The sequence below is a fragment of the Nocardiopsis potens DSM 45234 genome (assembly GCF_000341105.1).
GTDB lineage: Bacteria > Actinomycetota > Actinomycetes > Streptosporangiales > Streptosporangiaceae > Nocardiopsis_A > Nocardiopsis_A potens.
In genome coordinates this window covers 12,141-31,773 of the sequence record NZ_ANBB01000003.1, presented here as the reverse complement: position 1 = coordinate 31,773, position 19,633 = coordinate 12,141, and the positions used below count along the sequence as shown (strand labels likewise).

Below are 19,633 nucleotides of genomic sequence, written 5' to 3'. Positions count from 1 at the left end.
CGTCAATCCGTTCCGGCGGTCTGTCGGCGGTGCGGCGGGGGCGCTGCGCGGCGCCCGGGTCAGCCGCGATGCCCGGCGGGCCGGCCGACCCGCGCGGTGACGGCCTCGCCGTGCGCGGGCAGGTCCTCGGCCTCGGCGAGCGCCACCACGTGCGGCGCCGCCTCGGCGAGGGCGTCCCGGTCGTAGTGCACGACGTGGATCCCGCGCAGGAAGGTCTGCACGCTCAGCCCGGAGGAGTGGCAGGCGCAGCCGCCGGTGGGCAGCACGTGGTTGGAGCCGGCGAGGTAGTCGCCGAGGGAGACCGGGCTGTGGTCGCCGACGAACACCGCGCCGGCGTTGCGCACCCGCGCCGCGGTGGCGTGCGGGTCGCGGACCATGATCTCGAGGTGCTCGGCGGCGTAGGCGTCGACCACCGCGAGGCCGTGGTCGACGTCGTCGACCAGCACGATGCCGGACTGCGGCCCGGAGAGCGCCTCTGCGACGCGGTCGGCGTGCTTGGTGGCGGGCACCCGGGCGCGCAGCTCGGCCTCGACCGCGTCGGCCAATTCGGTGGAGGGGGTGACCAGCACCGAGGCGGCGACCACGTCGTGCTCGGCCTGGCTGATCAGGTCGGCGGCGACGTAGCCGGGGTCGGCGGTGTCGTCGGCGAGCACCGCGATCTCGGTGGGGCCGGCCTCGGCGTCGATGCCGATGACCCCCTTGAGCAGGCGCTTGGCGGCGGCGACCCAGATGTTGCCGGGGCCGGTGACCATGTCGGCGCGGGCGCACTCGCCGGCGCCGTAGGCGAACATCGCGACCGCCTGGGCGCCGCCGACGGCGTACACCTCGTCCACGCCGAGCAGCGCGCAGGCGGCCAGCACGGTGGGGTGGGGGAGGCCGCCGAACTCGGCCTGCGGCGGGGAGGCCACGGCGAGCGAGCCGACCCCGGCCTCCTGGGCGGGGACGGTGTTCATCACGACGCTGGACGGGTAGACGGCGCGGCCGCCGGGCACGTACAGCCCGACCCGGCCGACCGGCACCCAGCGCTCGGTGACGGTGCCGCCCGGGACGACCCGGGTGGTGGTGTCGGTGCGCCGCTGGTCGCGGTGGACCAGGCGGGTGCGGCGGATCGCCTCCTCCAGGGCGGCGCGCACCGCGGGGTCCAGGTCGCGCAGGGCGGCGGAGATCTCCTCGGCCGGGACCCGGATGCCGTCGAGGTCGACCCCGTCGAAGCGCTTGCCGTACTCGATCAGCGCCTCGACGCCGCGATGGCGGACGTCCTCGCAGATCGGGCGGACTTTCTGCACGGCGGCCTCGACGTCGGTCTCGGCGCGGGGCAGTGCGTCCCGCGGGTCGCCGGTGGTGCCTCGGAGGTCGATTCGGGAGATCACGCCCCCATTCTAGGGGCCCGCCGCCCCGCGCTCCCCTCCGGTCGCCCCGTTCACCTGGGGCGCGCCGCGGGGGCGGGTGCCCGGCCGGCGGCGCCGGCGGCCCTCCGGCCGCGGCGGCGGCGCGGCGGAGAGGGGGCCCGGAGCGGGGCCGCGCACCCTTCCCGGCCCGGTGCGCACCTTTTTAGGGAAGCCTCACCATAAAAGGACTGAATTAGCTCGCCCTTACTTTGGGAGGGCTAACCTAAATTGATTTCGCAAAGGCTTTCCTAAGTGACGAGAATTGCCAGCGCCATTGTTCGACAATTGATTTGCCGGACGTTACCGTAGGGGTATGGCTTCTACGACACACGGCGCCGAGCACGGCCTTTCCAAGTTCCACCGCCTCCTGCTGGACCAGGTCCGGCACGAGTTCACCGCCTCGCACCAGTACGTCGCCCTGGCCACCTGGTACGACGACCGCCACCTGCCGCAGTTCGCGCGGATCTTCTACCGGCAGGCCCTGGAGGAGCGCGACCACGCGATGATGATCGTGCGCTACCTCATCGACCGCGACGTTCCGGTCTCCATTCCCCGCCCCGACGAGATCCAGAACGAGTTCCAGTCGCCGCGCGAGCCGGTCGCGCTCGCACTCTCCCAGGAGCAGCGCGTCACCGAGCAGTTCCACGTTCTCTCCCGGGTCGCCCGCGAGGAGAACGACTACACCGGCGAGCAGTTCCTCCAGTGGTTCCTCAAGGAGCAGGTCGAGGAGGAGCACAAGATGTCCACCATTCTGGACGTCGTCGACCGGGCCGCCGGCGGCTCCCTGTTCGAGGTGGAGACCTGGCTCTCCCGCGAGATGCCCGACGAGACCGGCGGCGACGCCGACGCCCCGGAGACCGCGGGGCCCGCGCTGACGGTCTGAGTTCCGCGGAGCTCGGCGGGAGCCTGTCCTCCGGCCGCCCGGCCGCCCCGGCCGGGCGGCCGCCGCCGTCCCGGGCCCGTCCCGGGCCGCCCATCCCGGGCCCGCCTCAGGCCGTCTATCCTGGGCCCGTCCCAGGCCGTCACCCCAGGAACAGAGAAGAGGCGTTTCGCACCGTGAGCGCCAAGGGCGGAAAGGGCGGGAAGGGAACCCCCGCCACGGTCGCCGCGTCCCGAGCGAAGATCGACTTCACCCTGCACCCCTACGAGGCCGCCGGGGACGGCGGCTCGTCCTACGGCGAGGAGGCCGCCGACGCGCTCGGCGTCCCGCACGACCGGGTCTTCAAGACGCTGGTCACCGAGGTGGACGGCGCCCTCACCGTGGCGGTGGTGCCGGTCGGCGCCTCGCTCAGCCTCAAGGCCCTGGCCGCCGCCGCGGGCGGCAAGAAGGCCGCCATGGCCGACCCCGCCGCCGCCGAGCGCAGCACCGGCTACGTGCGCGGCGGCATCAGCCCGCTCGGCCAGCGCAAGCGGCTGCCCACCGTGGTGGACTCCTCCGCCGCCGGCCACGGCACCGTCTACGTCTCGGCCGGCCGCCGCGGCCTGCAGATGGAGCTCTCCCCCGCCGACCTGGTCCGCCTGACCGGCGCCGCCACCGGCCCGATCGCCGCCCCTTAGACCGCCGGCGGGAGAAGGGCGACCGGCCCCGGAGCACGCCCCGCCGGCCGCTCCCCCGGCGGTCTCGGCGTTGCGGCTCCGTCCGAGCGCTCTGATCGGACCGCAGCACCGAGACCGCCGCCCGGGGCGACTTCCGAGCAGGGCCGCGGCCGCGCGTCCCGATGCGGGCAGCGCACCCGCACTTTCGTCACGCTCCGTGGCGACGTTGCGGCGACCCGTTTCCGTCGGGCACTTTTCAGCGCGCGCCGACCGTTCTAACGTGGTCTGCATCACAACACGGTGCGGGGCGCGTGAAGGAGGCGCGATGATCCCGGCGATCCTGCTCGGCACGGTTCTCCTGCACGTGCCGGCCCTGCTCGGTTTCCTCGCCTCGCGCCACGCCCACACCCGGCTGCGCCGGTCCGGTCCGCGCCGCCCCGTCCTCGGCGCGGACGAGCTCACCCCGCTGGAGCTGGGCATGCTCGCCGGCGGCCTGCAGCGGATGGGCGAGGTCGCGCTGGCCGAGCTCTACCTCGGCGGCCGGGTGATCGCCCGCGGCCACGGCGCGGTGGCCCGCCCCGACCCCGAGCCGTCCGCCGCCGCCCGGCTGATCCGCGCCCTCAGCCCGCCCGCCCGGGTGATGGCCGACCGGCTGCGCCCCAAGCGCAGCATGTGCGCCGAGGAGCTGGTGAACACCGCCGCCCGGAGCGACCAGGCGACCGTGGTGCTGTGGCGGCTCCGCCGCCTCGGGCTGTTCTTCCCGCCGCAGCGGATGCGCGGGGTGCGCCGGGTCAGGCGCGCCGCCGCCGGCCTGCACACCGTGCTGGGGGCGGCCGCCGCGGTGCTCGGCCCGGCGCTGCTGGTGGTGGGGATGCACCCGTCCTCCGGCCCGGAGGGGGTCTGGTCGGTGCTCTGCGCCGGGCTGCTCCTGACCTACCCGTTCCACCTGCACCTGTCCCGCCGCGCGGTGGGCGCGCTCAGCGGCCCGGTGCTGTGCGGCGCCGTCGCCGCCGGCACCGCCCTGGCCTCGGTGCCCTCGCCCCGGGTCGCCCCGGTCGCCCTCGCGCTGTACGCCGGCTGGTTCACCGTGCACGGCGCCTACCGGGCCACCGGCGGGCGGCTCGGCCCGCGCACCCTCGCCGGGGACGCGCTGCTGGCCGAGGCGGGCCGCGCCGGGCCGGCCGGCGGACCGGCGGCGGCTCTGCGCTCCACCGCCCTGCTGGGCTTCCGGTCGCTGCGCCGCCGCGCCGACTCCCCGGAGCCGCCGGAGCTGCGCGAGCTCGCGCTGGTCCGGTCGTTCGCCGCGGCCGTGGGGCGCGGCTTCGGCCGGCCCGACGGCGACCTGGGCGGCGACTTCTCCGGGGACGGCGGGAGCGGGACCTGGCGCGGTGACGGCGACCCGACCACCGCGGCCCGGCACCGCCCGCGCTGAACACGGCCGACCCTCCGGGCGCATCGGGCCTCTGCCGCCGTGCCCCTCCCGCAATGCGGCCGGGCGCATCGCCGGCGGCGCGGAGGAACCGGGCGCCTCGGCCGGGCCGCAAGGAGCATGGCGGAGGGCGAACGGGTCAAGGGGGGTGGACGGCCCGGCCTCGGCGGCCGGTTTCGGACCGCGGCCGGGGAGCGGCGCCGACCGGCTCCGCGGAAGGACCGGACGGCTCCCCGAGACCGCGGGAGCCCCGGCGGAGGGCGGACGGGTCAGGAAGGGCGCTCGGCCCCGGTCTCGGCGGTGGGGCCGGCGGGCGGGGCGGGCGCGTCCCCGGGGGCCGCGGGGGCCGGGGCCGGGACGGCGGGCTCCTCCGGGACGGGCGGCGGCGCGGGGACGCCGTCGGTGGGCAGGTCGCGGCGCCAGATGCTGACCGCGTCGAACAGCCCGTACTGCAGCACCGCGACGAACGGCCAGACCACCAGCGCGCCCAGGGCGTCCAGGCGGATCCGGTCGGTGATCACGTCGCCGGGCTCGGCCCCGGCCAGGGCCCGGCCGAGGGCGTCCCCGTCCAGGAGGACCCCGGTCCCCCAGAGCAGCAGCGCCCCGATGACCGACCCGGCGGTCAGCCCGGTGAGGCAGGCCATCCGCAGGTCCGGCACGGGCCCGCCGCCCGGCCGCTCGGCGGCGCGCCGCGCCAGGCCGTACTGGGCCAGGTAGGAGCAGTAGCCGGTGAGCATGCCGGCGCCGGCCGCGATGAGCGCGTAGCGGCCCTGGACCGCGAAGGAGGCCTCGGTCGCCGGGTAGGGCAGCACCGCCCCGCCGTCGCCGACGGTGACCTCGGGCCGGGGGGAGATCCCCCACCACAGCGCCCCGAGGGGGATGCCGAGCAGCGCGACCGCCGCCAGGACCGCGACTCCCGCGGTCCACCGTCTGCGCACCATCGGCCGGTGCCCCCTTCCGTTCCGCTGCATCGAATCTATCCCGGTCCGCGACCGGGAAAACCAGTGGTCCCCGCCGGGGGCGGTGTTCACAATGACCGCATGAACACACCGGTGGACAGCAATGTGAGGCCTCTCCGACCGACCCCCGCCGCCCGGCGCCGGGCGCGCCGCCCCGCGCTGCCGTCGGCCGCGGACGAGGCCACCATGGTCTCGGCCTATCTGGACCGGCAGCGCGCCGCGGTCCGCGCGCTCTGCGCGGAGCTGGGCGAGCGGCCGCCCGCGCATCCGGCCCCGCTCTCCCCGCACGCCGTGGCGGCCCACCTCACCTGGGTGGAGCACCACTGGTTCGAGGTGGTGATGCTGGGCCGCCCGGACCGGGTCCCGCGCCCGGCGGAAGGGTGCACGGGCGGCGGGCGGGCGGACGGCCCGCCGCGCCCGCTCGCGGTCCTGCTGGACGAGTACGACGCGCAGTGCGCGCGCTCACGGGCGGTCACCGCCCGGTTGGAGCAGCGCGCCGGGGCCCGGCTGGTGCAGCAGGGCGGCGCCCGGGTGACGCTGCGCTGGGTGCTGCTGCACGTGCTGGAGGAGACCGCCCGGCAGGGCGGCCGGCTCGACATCCTCCGGTCCTGGCCGCAGGGGGCCGCCATGTCCGGCTGACCGCGCGGAGCCCGCCCCGCGCCCGCGGGGCGGGTGCCCCGCCGGGGGCGCGGGCGGGTGCCCGCGCCCCCGGCGGCCGCTCAGACGCCGCCCAGGCAGTTGGAGCCGAGCAGCGCCTTGAGCTCGCCCATCAGCGCCGGGGAGGGGCTGACCCGCAGCCCTTCGTCCAGGGCGAAGACCGTGGTGCGCGGGCCGTTGTGCACCTGGAGGTGGACCTGGGTCTGGCCGCGGTTGCGGTCCAGGATGTCGCGGAACTCCCCGATGGTGTTCTTCTCCACCCGGGAGATCGGCATCGACACCACCACCGGCTGCTCCTTGCCGACCTGGGACAGGTCGGGCTGGACCACCTCCATCGCGATGAGCTTGGGGATGTCTTCGCGGCGGTCCAGCCGGCCCTTGACGTAGAGCACCGCGTCCTCGGCCAGCACCTGGGAGCAGAGCTGGTAGGTGTTGGGGAAGATCATGCAGTCCACGGCGCCGCCGAGGTCCTCCAGCTGGGCCATCGCCCAGCTGTTGCCCTGCTTGGTGATCTTCCGGGTCAGCCCGGAGAGCAGGCCGCCGACGGTGACCGTGGTCCCGTCGGGGCGGTCGGCGAGGTCGGCGACGGAGCAGTCGGTGTTGGCGGCCAGCATGCTCTCCAGGCCGAGCAGCGGGTGGTCGGAGACGTAGAGGCCGAGCATCTCCCGCTCGAACGCGAGCAGCGTGGTCTTGTCCCACTCGCCCTCCGGGATGTCCGGGACCACCTGGATGCCCGACTCCGGCTCGGCGATGCCGCCGAACAGCGAGTCCTGGCCGGCGGCCTCGGCCCGCTTGTGCCCGATGATCGCGTCGATGGCCTGCTCGTGCACGAGGACCAGGCCCTTGCGCGACTGGCCGAACTCGTCGAAGCCGCCGGCCTTGATCAGCGACTCCACCACCCGCTTGTTGCAGACCTGCTGGGGGACCTTGTCCAGGAAGTCGGCGAAGCCGGTGAACCGGCCCTTCTCGGTGCGGGCCTTGACGATGCCGTCGACGACGTTGCCGCCGACGTTGCGGATCGCCTCCAGGCCGAAGCGGATCTCGTCCTCCCCGCGCGGGGTGAAGGTCGCGTCCGACTCGTTGACGTCGGGCGGCAGCACCTTGATGCCCATCCGGCGGCACTCGTTGAGGTAGAGCGCGCTCTTGTCCTTGTCGTCGCCGACCGAGGTGAGCACGGCCGCCATGTACTCGGCCGGGTAGTTGGCCTTGAGGTAGGCGGTCCAGTAGGAGACCAGGCCGTAGGCGGCGCTGTGCGCCTTGTTGAAGGCGTAGTCGGAGAAGGGGACCAGGATGTCCCAGAGGGTCTTGACCGCCTCCGCGGAGTAGCCGTTCTTCTTCATCCCCTCGCTGAACGGCTTGAACTCCTTGTCCAGGACCTCCTTCTTCTTCTTGCCCATGGCGCGGCGGAGCAGGTCCGCTTCGCCGAGCGAGTACCCGGCGACCTTCTGGGCGATCTGCATGACCTGCTCCTGGTACACGATCAGGCCGTAGGTCGTGCCCAGGATGTCCTTGAGCGGCTCTTCGAGCTCGGGGTGGATCGGGGTGATCTCCTGCTGCCCGTTCTTGCGCAGCGCGTAGTTGATGTGGGAGTTGGCGCCCATCGGGCCGGGCCGGTAGAGGGCGCCGACCGCGGAGATGTCCTCGAAGTGGTCGGGCTTCATCTGGCGGAGCAGGGCCCGCATCGGGCCGCCGTCGAACTGGAAGACCGCCAGGGTGTCGCCGCGCTGCAGCAGTTCGAACGTGGGCTTGTCGTCCAGGGTGAGGCTGAGCAGGTCGACCTTCTCGCCCCGGTTGGCCTCGATGTTCTTGATGCAGTCGTCCATGATGGTGAGGTTGCGCAGCCCGAGGAAGTCCATCTTCATCAGGCCGAGCGACTCACAGGTCGGGTAGTCGAACTGGGTGATGATCACCCCGTCGGAGTCGCGCATCATCACCGGGATGTGGTCGGTGATGGGCTCGGAGCTCATGATCACGCCCGCGGCGTGCACACCGGTCTGCCGGATCAGCCCTTCGAGGCCCTGGGCCAGGTCCATGACCTGCTTGACCTCGACGTCGTCGGTGTAGAGCTGGCGCAGCTCGCCGGCCTCGTTGTAGCGCGGGTGCTTCTCGTCGAAGATGCCGGAGAGCGGGATGTCCTTGCCCATGACGGTGGGCGGGAACGCCTTGGAGATGCGGTCGCCCAGCGCGTAGGGGAAGCCCAGGACCCGGGAGGCGTCCTTGACGGCGGCCTTCGCCTTAATGGTGCCGAAGGTCGCGATCATGGCGACCTTGTCCTCGCCGTACTTCTCGGTGACGTAGCGGATGACGTCGCCGCGCCGGCGCTCGTCGAAGTCGATGTCGATGTCGGGCGGGGACTCGCGCTCGGGGTTGAGGAACCGCTCGAAGATCAGGCTGTGCGGGATGGGGTCGAGGTCGGTGATGCCCAGCGCGTAGGCGAGCAGCGACCCCGCGGCGGAGCCCCGGCCCGGGCCCACCGCGATGCCGTTCTCCTTGGCCCAGTTGATGAAGTCGGCGACCACCAGGAAGTAGGACGGGTAGCCCTTCTGCAGGATGACGCCGACCTCGTACTCGGCCTGGGTGACGTAGCTGTCCGGGACGCCCTCGGGGAAGCGGCGCTCCAGGCCCTGCATCACCTGCTTGTGGAAGTAGCTCTCCTCGGTCTCCCCCTCCGGCCAGGGGAGCTGCGGCATGAGGTTGTAGTAGTCGAACATGCCGGCGGTGTCGACCATCTCGGCGATGGCCAGGGTGTTCCGGCACCCCTCCTGCCAGGCCTCGGAGGTGTCGATGGCGCGCATCTCCTCGGCGCTCTTCAGGAAGTAGCCCGAGCCGCCGAAGCGGAACCGGTTCTCGTCGGCGATCTTCGAGCCGGTCTGGATGCACAGCAGGGCGTCGTGCGCGTCGCGCTCGCGCTCGTAGGTGTAGTGCGAGTCGTTGGTCACCACGAAGCGCAGGTCGAGCTCCTTGGCGATGTGCAGCAGCCCTTCGCGCACCCGCCGCTCGATGTCCAGGCCGTGGTCCATCAGCTCGACGAAGAAGTTCTCCCGGCCGAAGATGTCCCGGTAGGCGGCGGCGACCTCCATCGCCTCGGCCTCCTGGCCCAGGCGGAGCCGGGTCTGCACCGCGCCGGAGGGGCAGCCGGTGGTGGCGATGATGCCCCGGGCGTGCTCGGAGATGAGCTCCATGTCCATCCGGGGCTTGCGGAAGAAGCCCTCGGTGGAGGCGCGGGAGTTGAGCTTGAAGAGGTTGTGCAGCCCCTCCTTGTTCTGCGCCCACATGGTCATGTGGTTGAACGCGCCGCCGCCGGAGACGTCGTCGCTGCGCTGGCTCGGGTCGCCCCAGCGGACCGGCTTCTTGTGGTACCGGGATTCGGGCGCCACGTATGCCTCGACGCCGATGACCGGGGTGACCCCGGCGGCCTTGGCCTGCTTGTAGAAGTCGTTGGCCCCGTGCATGTTGCCGTGGTCGGTCATCGCGACGGCCGGCATCTTCTCCTGCTGGGCGACTTCGAACAGGTTCTTCAACTTCGCCGCCCCGTCCAGCATCGAGTACTCGGTGTGGACGTGCAGATGGACGAAGGAGTCGGCCATGGCTCGGTTACCCCGTTATGCGGATCGGTGGGACAGAGGACGCCTCACGAGCCTACGCCGCCCCCGGCTGTGGATGGGCGCGTCCGCGCCGCGGGTCCCGGTGGCGGCGGCCGCATTCGCCGGCGGCCGGCCGGAGCCGGCCCGGAGGGCGGAACCCGTTCGCCCGGCGGGCGGTGGAACGACCCTGGCGGGTTCCGCCCCTCCGAGGCAAACTGAAACCTGTTCTCGTTCTGCTTTGGAGGCCTGATGCGCGAACACGACCGGCTCTACATCGGCGGCGAGTGGACCGAGCCCGCCTCCGCCGAGACGATCGAGGTCGCCTCACCGCACAGCGGGGAGGCGGTCGGCCGGGCCCCGGAGGGGACCGCGGCGGACATGGACCGGGCCGTGGCGGCCGCCCGGCGGGCGTTCGACACCGGCCCCTGGCCGCGGACGGACCCCGCGGAGCGGGCCGCGGTCCTGGCCCGCCTGGCCGAGGGCTACCTGGAGCGCTCCGATGAGCTCGCGGAGCTGATCACCGCCGAGATGGGCTGCCCGATCTCCTTCTCCCGGCTGGCCCAGGTGCCGGTCCCGCAGCAGACCCTGGCCTACTACGCGGGGCTGGCCGAGGACTTCACCTGGCGGGAGACCCGGCCGGGGCTGCTCGGCCCGGTGCACGTCGAGCGGGAGCCGGCCGGCGTGGTGGCCGCGGTGGTGCCGTGGAACGTCCCGCAGTTCCTGATCATGGCGAAGGTGGCTCCGGCGCTGCTCGCCGGGTGCACCGTGGTGGTCAAGCCGGCCCCCGAGACCGCGCTGGACCCCTACCCGCTCGCCGAGCTGGCCGAGGAGGCCGGGGTCCCGCCGGGCGTGCTCAACATCGTCGCGGCCGGGCGGGAGGCCGGGGAGCACCTGGTCGCCCACCCCGGGGTGGACCACGTGGCCTTCACCGGGTCGACCGCGGCCGGGCGGCGGATCGGGGCGCTCTGCGGCGAAGCGCTCAAGGGGTGCAGCCTGGAGCTGGGCGGCAAGTCCGCCGCGATCCTCCTGGACGACGCCGACCTGGCCGGGTACACCGCGATGCTGCCGCTGACCGCACTGCTCAACAACGGCGAGGCGTGCATCGCCCAGGCGCGGATCCTCGCCCCGCGGTCCCGCTACGCCGAGGTGGTCGAGGCGGTCACCGAGCGGGTCGCCGCGCTGGCCGTGGGGGACCCCGCCGACCCGGCGACCGAGATCGGCCCGCTGGTCTCGGAGCGGCAGCGCGAGCGGGTGGAGGGCTACATCGCCTCGGGGGTCGCCGAGGGCGCCCGGATCACCGCCGGCGGCGGCCGCCCGGACGGCCTGGACCGGGGCCACTACGTCGAGCCGACCGTCTTCGCCGACGCGCACAACGGGATGCGCATCGCCCGGGAGGAGATCTTCGGCCCGGTGCTGGCGGTGATCCCCTACGACGGCGAGGAGGAGGCGGTCCGGCTGGCCGAGGAGAGCGACTACGGGCTGGCCGGCTCGGTCTGGACCGCCGACCCGGAGCGCGGCCTGGCCCTGGCCCGCCGGATCCGCGCCGGGACGTTCGGGGTGAACGTCTTCAACATCGACGTGAACACCCCGTTCGGCGGCTACAAGGCCAGCGGCCTGGGGCGGGAGTTCGGCCCCGAGGGCCTGGAGGAGTACCTGGAGCACAAGTCCATCGTGACCCTGGGCTGACCGGCCGGGCGGCCGGGCGGCCGGGGCGCCCGGCCTCCCCCGACCTCCTCGGCGCGGCGGCCCCGTCGGAGCGCTCCGGCGGGGCCGCGGCGTCGGGACCGCCGCCCGGGCGGGGCGGCTCCGCATGTCAGTGGTGAATTTCTGGTGATGACACCCCTACATAGCGTATTCATCACCAACGGCGGGAACAATTAGGAGCCAACCGAATCACCCCCGACAACCGAAGAAAGTGACCGCTCAACGGTGGCCTCTCCTTCTCCCACCCTCCGTTCCTCACCTCTGCCCTCCCCCGCCTGGCAGGTGCGGATCCCGGCCGTCGACGGGACGGTGGCGGGCGGCGGCGTCGCCCTGCCCGGGGGCACGGTCCTCACCTGCGCGCACGTGGTCGACGCCGCACTGCTCCGGCCGCGGCGGGCCGGCGCGCCCGCGGACGGCACCGCACTGGAGGTGGACGTCCCCGGCCCCTGCGGTTTCACCCGGCGCACCGCGCACCTGATCGGGGAGGCCTGGGACGCCGCCGGGGACACCGCCCTGCTCCGGCTCGCCCCCGGCGCCGGCGCCGACCCCGAACCCGCCCGGCTGCTCGCCCGGATGTCCCGGATCGAGCGGACCGGGCGGCCGCTGCCGGTCCGGATCCGCGGCCACCCCTCGCTCCTCGGCGACCAGGCGCCGCACGGGCTGGTCGCCGCGGCCCAGGTGGCCGGCTACGGCCTGTTCGAGGGGGCCGCGCAGCTGAACCTGGCCGCGGACCAGCCGGTCCGGATCACCCAGGGGTTCAGCGGGTGCGGCGTGCGCGCCGACGACGACGGCGGGGTGGTGGGCATCGTGCGCAGCTCGCTGTTCGGCGCGGGCCCCGGCGCCGACGGGCTGCTCGCCGCGATGACCCCGGTGGAGTCCATCCCGTCCATCTCCCACCTGGTCGCCGACGCCGAACTGGCCGAGGCGGAGTCCTTCCTGGGGCGCACGGCCTTCACCGGGGTGCTGCCGGCCTACCGGTCGGCGACCCGGGAGCGCCCGCTGGAGGCGGTCGGCTTCCGCACCGCGCTGGAGGCCTTCGACCACCTCAGGGAGCTGGCGCCCGGGACGGACGGGCTCCCGCCGGAGGTGGTCTTCGCCGAGGAGGTCGCCAAGCTCCGGCCCGCCGCGCGGGGGCCGCTGCGCGGCTACGCCGACTCGCGCGGCCCGGAGGAGGTGCCCGGGGAGGCGCTGCGGCGGCTGCGCGCCCGCCCCGCGCCCCGGCCGCTGGCAGCGGCCCGGCTGGAGATCGTCGCCGAGCCGCTGCCCGGCGGCCGCGGGCCCCGCTACGAGGTGCGCTCCCGGCTCCGGGCGGGCGGCTCCTCCACCCCGGCGCGGACCGCGCGCGTCGGCGAGGCGGAGCTGCCCGGCGAGGCGCTGGAGATCGTCCGGGAGGCCGAGCTCCTCCTCGGCCGCGGCCCTTATCCGCCCCCGGTTCCGATGACGCTGGATTTCTACCTTCCGCTCCCTCTACTGCTTTCCGGAGGAATTGCGCACTGGCGGGTGCGGACCCCGGCCAGCCCGCACGGGGAGCGGCTCGGCAGCGCTTACCGCATCGTGCTGCATTCCTATGAGAGATCGTTCGCGCCGCATTGGAGCGGGGCGCGGCTGCGAATGCGGCGGCGGCTGGAGCGGGCCGCCCGGGAGGGGGCGGGGCGGCTGCGCGGCCTGCCCCCGGCGGTGCCGCCGGGCCGCGCGCACGACGCGCTGGCCGACCCGCGGATCGCGGTGTGCACCGTGGACACCGGGGCGGACGGGGCCGGTGCGGCGCTCGCCCTGATCGCCGCGCTGGAGGCGGGGGTGCCGACGCTGGTGTGGCGGATCGCCCGCCCCGGCGCCGGCCCGCACCGGCCGGGGGCCGCCCGGGACGGCTACCGGGAAAGGCGGGGCGGAGGTGGCGGGAAAGAGCCGTTGCTCCCATGGAACGGGCCGCCGATTTTCGATAAGTTGTTTTACCGCGGCGACCTTTCACTGAGCGCCGCGGAGATCGCCGATCTTCCGCGGCGTTTGCACGAGTGGCGCATGGAATCCACCGACACCGACATTTCCGACCCGATGCACACCGGGCACGGCGACCCCTTCGACATCGCCCTGCTCACCGATCACGCCGCGCCGCCCGCGGCGGCCGCGCGGCGCCCCGCCCCCGCCGGTTCCGACGTCATCCCCCCGCCGCGTGCCGGGCGGAGCGGCCCTGCCCCCGCCGCGCCGCCTCCCCGGCCCGCGCCGCTCCCCGGGGCGGCGCCCATTTCCGCCCCAGACGAGCTCCTGGACAGCGAATAGGGAGGTCCCGCCGATGACGTCCGACCCGGGGAGCGCCCCCGGCACGCCGGATGGCGCCGCCGCGGCGCCCTCCTGGTGGATCTACCGGGGCACCGGGACGCCCAGCCCCTACGCCGCTCCGCTGCGCGAGCGCCTCCCGCCGCCCCCGCCGTGGCGCCGGTTCCCCGGGACGCCGGACCCCGCTCCCCCGCCGGAGGACCGGGACGAGAGCGAGCGGGTGCTCGGCCCGCCCCGGCCGACCGGGCCCCGCCCGCTCTCCCCCGCCGAGACCGCGGTCGTCACCGCGGTCAACGCCGCCCTGCTGCTGCGCCGCCCGCTGCTGGTCACCGGGCCGCCGGGGGTCGGCAAGTCCAGCCTGGCCCACCGGGTCGCCCGCGAGCTGGGCCTGGGCCGGGTGCTGCGCTGGTCGATCACCAGCCGCAGCACGCTCGCCTCCGGGCTGTACGAGTACGACCCGCTGGCCCGGATCCACGACATCTCCGCCGACGCGGCCGCGGCGCCCGACGGCGGCGCCCCGGAGGCGCGCCGCCCCATCGGCGACTACCTGAGGCTGGGGCCGCTGGGCACCGCGCTGCTGCCGTCGGCCCAGCCCCGGGCGCTGGTCATCGACGAGTTCGACAAGGGCGACGCCGACCTCGCCAACGACCTGCTCGACGTGCTGGAGAGCGGCGGCTACCGGATCCCGGAGCTGGCCCGGCTGAGCTCCTCGGAGCCGGAGGCCACCGTGCCCACCGACGACCCGGGGCGCACCGCGGTGGTCCGGAACGGCTCGGTGGCCTGCCACGAGTTCCCGTTCACCGTGATCACCAGCAACTCCGAGCGGCCCTTCCCGGCGGCCTTCCGCCGGCGCTGCCTGCCGGTGGAGCTCCGCCCGCCCGACCGGGACCAGCTGGCGGAGATCGTCGCGGCGCACTTCGGCACCCGCGAGCACGGCGCCGACCGGGAGCTGATCCGCTCCTTCCTGGAGGAGTCCGCGGGCAAGGGCGGGCTCTCGATCGACCAGCTACTCAACTCGGTCCATCTCGTTAGTGCCGATGTCCGGGCCCATGCCACATCCTGGGACTCGGACGCCTGGCAGCACGTCCTCGATGTGATCTGGCAACGCCTCACGGAAACGGACCGAGAGTGACCGGGCGCGACGACCAGGAAAGACCCCGGGACGACCGGGGGGAGGCCGCGCAGCCGCCGCCCCCCGGCCCGCCGCTGCCCGGCACCGGCTCCCCGCAGTGGTGGGAGGTGGGCGACGCGGTCTGGCTGGCCGCCCGCACCGCCGCGCATGCCGACGCTGCGGGCGGACCGCATGACACCGCTGCGGGCGGACCGCAGAGCACGGTCGCGGGCGGAGCGCATGACGCCGTTGCGGGCGGACCGCAGAGCGCGGTCGCGGACGGTCCGCAGTCCCCGCCCCGGCAGGGGGACGCGGTCCCGCCGGCCGCCCCCGCCGGTCCGCCGCCGGTGCGGCCGGGCGGGCCGGCCGGGATCCTCCCGCCCGCAGGGCGGACCGGCACCGCCCCGGCACCGGGCGGGCCGCTCGCCGCCCGGCCCGCGGCCCCCGTCCCCCGCCCCGAGCTCGCCGACCGGCAGGGCCTGGTCCGGGCGCTGTCCCGGCTGCGCCGCAGGCTCCCCGGCCCTGGCCGCGGCCCGCTGGACGAGTACGCCACCGCCGAGTCCTACGCCCGGCGCGCGCTGGCGGTGCGCCGACCGGCCGGCCCGAACCCCGCCCCGCTGATCCCCCGGTTCGCGCCGGAGCGGCGCCCGGCGGACCGGCTGACCGTGCTGGTCGACGCGGGGCTGCCGATGCTCGTGCACGAGCCGCTGGTGGAGGAGTTCCTGGCGCTGGTCGAACCGCTGCGGCTGTTCCGCCGCACCCGCGCGCTCCGCTTCGACTCGGACAAGGCGTGGCCCGACGACCTCGTGCTGCGCGCCGGCCACGGGCCCGCGCCCGATCCGCGCGAGCTGTTCTCCGGCGCGCCCTCCGCCGCGGAGGTCGTGCTGGTGCTCACCGACGGCGCGGGCGAGGGCTGGCACCGCGGCGCCGTGCAGACCTGGCTGGCCCGGTGGGGGCGGCGGGCGGCGGTCGCCGTGCTGCAGGTGCTCGACCGGCCGCAGTGGCCGCGGACCGGGCTGCGCACGCGGCCGCTGGTGCTCTCCGCCCCCGGGGGCGCGATGGCGCCCAACGCGCGCTACCGGGTCCGCCTCCCGGCGGGCGCCCTCGCCCCGCCGCCCGGCGAGGGCGGCTCCCCGGACGCGGTCCCCGTCCCGGTGCTGCCGCTGCGCACCGCCGACCTGGAGCGCTGGGCGGGTTTCGTCGCGCAGTCGCCGGCCGTGGCGGAGCTGCCGGTGTCGGCGGTGCCGGCCGAGCCGACCGCCGAGCCGTTCGGCACCCGCCCGCCGGAGGAGGCGCCCCTGGCGGCGGACTCCTCCGCGGACCCGGGGGAGCTGGTGGCCGCGTTCCGAGAGACGGCCTCCCCGGCCGCCTTCGAACTGGCGGTGTGCCTGGCCGCGGTGCCGCTGAACATGCCGATGGTGCACGCGGTGCGGGAGGCCTTCGTCCCGGAGGCGACCACCGCCGACACCGCCGAGGCGCTGTGGTCCGGCCTGATCGCGCGGCGGCCGGGCGGCGCCCCGGTCACCCGGGCCGACCAGGTCTCCCTGGGGTTCCGCCCGGGGGTGCGCGCCGCGCTGCTCGCCGCCGGCGGCCGGCGCGCCCGGATCCGCGCGCTGCTGGAGACCGCGGTGGACCGGTTCGGCGCGCTGCCCTGGACCGGGCCGCTGGCGGCGCTGCTGCGCGGGGAGACCTTCGACCCGGCGCTGCCGCCGGTGCACGACGAGACGGCGCCCGCCGCGCGGGCGCTGCGGCCGGCCATGCGGGCCCTGCCCGGGCCGCTGCGCCGGGCCGCCGAACTGTGGGACGTGGCGCGCCCCGACTCCGACGGGTCGGGGGCGGCGGGCGCCCCGCCGGCGGTGCGGACCGCCGCCGGCCACGATCGAGCCGAGCAGAAAGACGAAGACGTGACCTCTGCAGACCCCGACTTCTCCGGTGCCGGCCGCCAGGTCGCCACGGAGACCTCGCGCGCCCCCGTCCCCGAGCAGGCCGCCCCGGTGGAGCGGCCGGCGGTGCTCCCGGCCCCGCCCGGCCCGGTCCGCGGGCCGCTGTCCCGGAGCCGGCCCCACGTCTGGGGGCGGATCCCGCAGCGCAACCCGGCGTTCGTCGGCCGCCAGGAGCTCCTGGACGAGCTCTCCCGGCGGCTGACCGCCGGGGACACGCACATCCTGCCGCAGGCGCTGCGCGGCATGGGCGGCGTGGGCAAGACCCAGCTCGCGCTGGAGTACGCCTGGCGCAGCCAGGACCGCTACGAGCTGGTGTGGTGGATCCCGGCGGACACCCCCACCCAGGTGCAGCAGGCGCTGATCGACCTGGCCCCGCGGCTGGGCATCGACGCCGACCGCGACCCGGCGAGCATCTCCCGGACCGTGCTGGAGACGCTGCGCTCCGGCCACCCCTACCGGGACTGGCTGCTGGTCTACGACAACGCCGCCGCGCCGGAGGACATCCGGCCGCTGCTGCCCAGCGGCGGCCCCGGCCAGGTGCTGATCACCTCGCGCGCGGCGGACTGGCGCAACGCCGGCGGCCACCTGCTGGAGGTGGACGTGTTCCGCCGCGAGGAGAGCGTGGAGCTGCTCGCCAAGCGCGGCCCGGAGTCGCTGACCGCCACCGACGCCGACCTGATCGCCGACAAGCTCGGCGACCTGCCGCTGGCCGTGGAGCAGACCGCGGTGTGGCTGTACGAGACGATGATGGACCCCGCCGACTGGCTGGAGGTCTTCGACGAGAAGCAGGCGGAGCTGCTGAGCGGCGTGGCGCCCTCGCCGGACTACCCGTGGACGGTGGGCGCCACCATGAACATGGCGCTGGACCGGCTGCTGCAGACCGACCCGGCGGCGCTGCGGCTGCTCCAGGTGTGCGCGTTCCTGGCGCCGCAGCCCGTCCCGCGGCGGCTGTTCAACAACGCGCGCAACGTGGAGGGCCCGGCGGAGCTGCGGGAGGTCCTCTCCGACCCGGCGGTGCGGCTGGGCCGGGTGCTGCGCGCGATCGACCGGTACGCGCTGGCCCGGATGGACCACCGGACCTCCACCTTCCAGCTGCACAAGCTGGTCCAGGAGACGCTGAAGCTGCCGCTGGACGACGAGCGCCGCGCCGAGTACCGGCACTGCGCGCACCAGCTGCTGGCCAACTTCGACCCCGGCGACCCGGACTCGGTGGCCGACTGGCCGCGCTACGCCGAGCTGCTCCCGCACATCTGGGAGACCGAGCAGTGGGACTGCGAGAGCCCGTGGTGCCGGCAGCTGGTCCTCAACGAGATCTCGTTCCTGCACACCTGGGGCCGGGTGAAGGCGGCCCGGACGCTGGCCGAGACCACCGTCAACCACTGGACCCGGCACCTGGGCGCCGAGCACCCGCAGACGCTGCGCGCCCGCGCCCGGTACGCCGCTCTGCTGTCCACCCTCGGCGACTTCGAGGAGGCGCATTCGCTCACCCTGCACGTGGTCGACACGCTCACCCGGCTGCGCGGCGCGGCCGACGAGGAGACCCTGGAGGTCCGCCAGGACCTCGTCCTCCAGCTGCGCAACCTCGGCCGGTTCCACGAGGCGCTGGAGGTCAGCGGGGAGGTCCTGGAGGCCCAGGAGCGGGTGCTCGGCCGGGACGACCCGCTGACCCTGCAGACGGCCCACATCCACGCGGTGGGGCTGCGGCTGATGGGCCGCCTCGAGGAGGCCATGGCGATCGACGGGTACAACCTGCAGCGCAGGACCGAGATCCTCGGGCCGGAGAACCCGCGCACCCTGTCCAGCGGGTACGCCCTGGCCGTGGGCCTGATGGAGCGGGCCGAGTTCGGCAAGGGGCTGGACCTGATCGAGGACTGCAGGACCACCGCCGAGCGGGTCTACCCCGAGGACAACCAGTTCCGGCTCGGCCTGCTGCTGCTGCAGGCGACCCTGCTGCGCCGGATGGGACGCGTCCAGGAGGCGCTGGCGCTGTCCGAGGAGACTTATGCGATCTACCTCGGGAAGGGGGCGCCGGAGGCGTTCACCACCCTGCAGGCGGCCGGCTGCCATTCGGTGGCGCTGCGCGCGGCGGGCGAGTACGACCAGGCGCTCGCCCTCTCCGAGCGGACGCTGGAGGGGTTCCGGAGCGCCTACAACGACCGGCATCCGGCCTACGCCGACGTCGCGCTGAACCACGCGGTGATCCTCCGGCTGCTCGGGCGGGCCGATGAGGCCCGCCTCCTCGACGAGGCCGCGCTGGAGGTGCACACCGGGATCGGCGAAGGGCACCCGAGCACCATCGCCAACGCGGTCAACCTGGCCAGCGACCTGTTCGTCGGCGGAAACCCGGCCAAGGCGCTGGAGCTGGACGAGCGGACGCTGCGGACCTCTCGTTCGGCCCTGGGCGACGAGCACCCGCTCACCCTCGCGGCCGAACGCAACCTGCTGCTGGACAGGGCCGCGGTGCACGGGGACGCCTGCCTCGAGGAGAGGAAGCGGGTGGTGGCCCGGTACGCCCTGGTGTTCGGCTCCGACCACCCGGCCACCCGGTCGGCGGCCCAGGACGTCCGGGCCAATTGCGACCTGTTCCCCAACCTGATGTGAACCGGGGCCGGCGGGGTCAGTCGACCGACGCGCCGCGGCGCAGCAGCGCCAGGAAGGCGCACCAGTCGCCGTCGCCGAAGCCGAGTTCGGCGCCGTCCCGGTTGCGGGAGTCCCGCACTCGGACGCCCGCCGCCGCGGGACGGGCCTCCACACAGCCATGGGCGTTCGGATCGCTTCTCCGCGGGGTGCGCCATCCGCGCCCGTCGTGCAGCCCCCGCCGGAGGCGCCGCCCCTCGTCCGGGCGGTGCTCTCCGGTGGGCGGTGTGAAAGGGCCGGCCCGTTCCCCGGCCTCCTCGCAGAATTCCGTCGGATCAGCGTTCATAGGGACCTCTCGGCCGTGCACTGGGGGAACGCGCCCCGGTACGCGGGGTACGGGCGGTGGGCGCACTCGTCCCATGGCGAAATTCCCGACTGGGCGCCGGTCGGCGTGGTTATCCCCCGATCGTT

The 19,633-nt window shown here is 75.0% G+C and carries 12 protein-coding genes; 8 read left to right on the top strand and 4 right to left on the bottom strand.

What is annotated here, in order from left to right; all coding sequences use genetic code 11:
* Positions 1-59: 59 nt before the first annotated feature.
* Positions 60-1,370 carry a histidinol dehydrogenase gene (gene hisD / locus D459_RS0101575; protein ID WP_017591231.1) on the bottom strand — a complete coding sequence of 437 codons (1,311 nt, stop codon included), beginning with the start codon at positions 1,368-1,370 and terminating at the stop codon, positions 60-62.
* A 331-nt stretch (positions 1,371-1,701) separates the two neighbouring features.
* Here hisD and D459_RS0101570 point away from each other — a divergent pair, with 331 nt between their 5' ends.
* The 3 genes from D459_RS0101570 to D459_RS0101560 all read left to right on the top strand — a co-directional run bounded on the left by D459_RS0101570 (position 1,702) and on the right by D459_RS0101560 (position 4,356).
* Positions 1,702-2,271 (top strand): ferritin, encoded by a 570-nt coding sequence (locus D459_RS0101570; RefSeq protein WP_017591230.1) that lies wholly within the window; start codon positions 1,702-1,704, stop codon positions 2,269-2,271.
* A 173-nt stretch (positions 2,272-2,444) separates the two neighbouring features.
* Positions 2,445-2,945 carry a Cys-tRNA(Pro) deacylase gene (gene ybaK / locus D459_RS0101565; RefSeq protein WP_017591229.1) on the top strand — a complete coding sequence of 167 codons (501 nt, stop codon included), beginning with the start codon at positions 2,445-2,447 and terminating at the stop codon, positions 2,943-2,945.
* Positions 2,946-3,249: 304 nt separating this feature from the next.
* The gene (locus D459_RS0101560) at positions 3,250-4,356 is read left to right on the top strand and encodes a TIGR04222 domain-containing membrane protein (protein WP_017591228.1); all 1,107 of its coding nucleotides are present in this window, start codon (positions 3,250-3,252) and stop codon (positions 4,354-4,356) included.
* Positions 4,357-4,622: 266 nt separating this feature from the next.
* On the opposite strand, the gene D459_RS0101555 is transcribed toward D459_RS0101560, so the two are convergent.
* Positions 4,623-5,294: a hypothetical protein gene (locus D459_RS0101555; RefSeq protein WP_017591227.1), complete on the bottom strand. Its 672-nt coding sequence runs from the start codon at positions 5,292-5,294 to the stop codon at positions 4,623-4,625.
* 204 nt (positions 5,295-5,498) lie between these two features.
* Between D459_RS0101555 and D459_RS0101550 the strand changes: the two genes are divergently transcribed.
* Positions 5,499-5,951, top strand: coding sequence for a mycothiol transferase (locus tag D459_RS0101550; protein ID WP_017591226.1), 453 nt, complete (start codon positions 5,499-5,501; stop codon positions 5,949-5,951).
* Between the two features lie 80 nt (positions 5,952-6,031).
* Here the strand turns inward: D459_RS0101550 and dnaE are convergent, their stop codons facing one another.
* Positions 6,032-9,556, bottom strand: coding sequence for a DNA polymerase III subunit alpha (dnaE, locus tag D459_RS0101545; protein WP_017591225.1), 3,525 nt, complete (start codon positions 9,554-9,556; stop codon positions 6,032-6,034).
* A gap of 246 nt (positions 9,557-9,802) precedes the next feature.
* Here dnaE and D459_RS0101540 point away from each other — a divergent pair, with 246 nt between their 5' ends.
* The 4 genes from D459_RS0101540 (at position 9,803) to fxsT (ending at position 19,186) form a co-directional block, all read left to right on the top strand.
* Complete coding sequence (locus D459_RS0101540) at positions 9,803-11,239, top strand: aldehyde dehydrogenase (RefSeq protein WP_017591224.1); 1,437 nt, start codon at positions 9,803-9,805, stop codon at positions 11,237-11,239.
* Between the two features lie 243 nt (positions 11,240-11,482).
* On the top strand, positions 11,483-13,534 hold the full coding sequence (locus tag D459_RS0101535) for a VMAP-C domain-containing protein (protein ID WP_081620403.1): 2,052 nt from the start codon (positions 11,483-11,485) through the stop codon (positions 13,532-13,534).
* Between the two features lie 13 nt (positions 13,535-13,547).
* Positions 13,548-14,663: an AAA family ATPase gene (locus D459_RS0101530; protein ID WP_017591223.1), complete on the top strand. Its 1,116-nt coding sequence runs from the start codon at positions 13,548-13,550 to the stop codon at positions 14,661-14,663.
* Entirely contained in the window at positions 14,660-19,186 is a 4,527-nt protein-coding gene (gene fxsT / locus D459_RS0101525) for an FxSxx-COOH system tetratricopeptide repeat protein (protein ID WP_017591222.1), read from the top strand. Before D459_RS0101530 ends, fxsT begins: the two co-directional genes overlap by 4 nt.
* Before the next feature lie 16 nt (positions 19,187-19,202).
* On the opposite strand, the gene D459_RS37290 is transcribed toward fxsT, so the two are convergent.
* Positions 19,203-19,508, bottom strand: a complete 306-nt coding sequence (locus D459_RS37290; protein ID WP_161634155.1) for a DUF397 domain-containing protein — start codon at positions 19,506-19,508, stop codon at positions 19,203-19,205.
* Positions 19,509-19,633 lie beyond the last annotated feature (125 nt).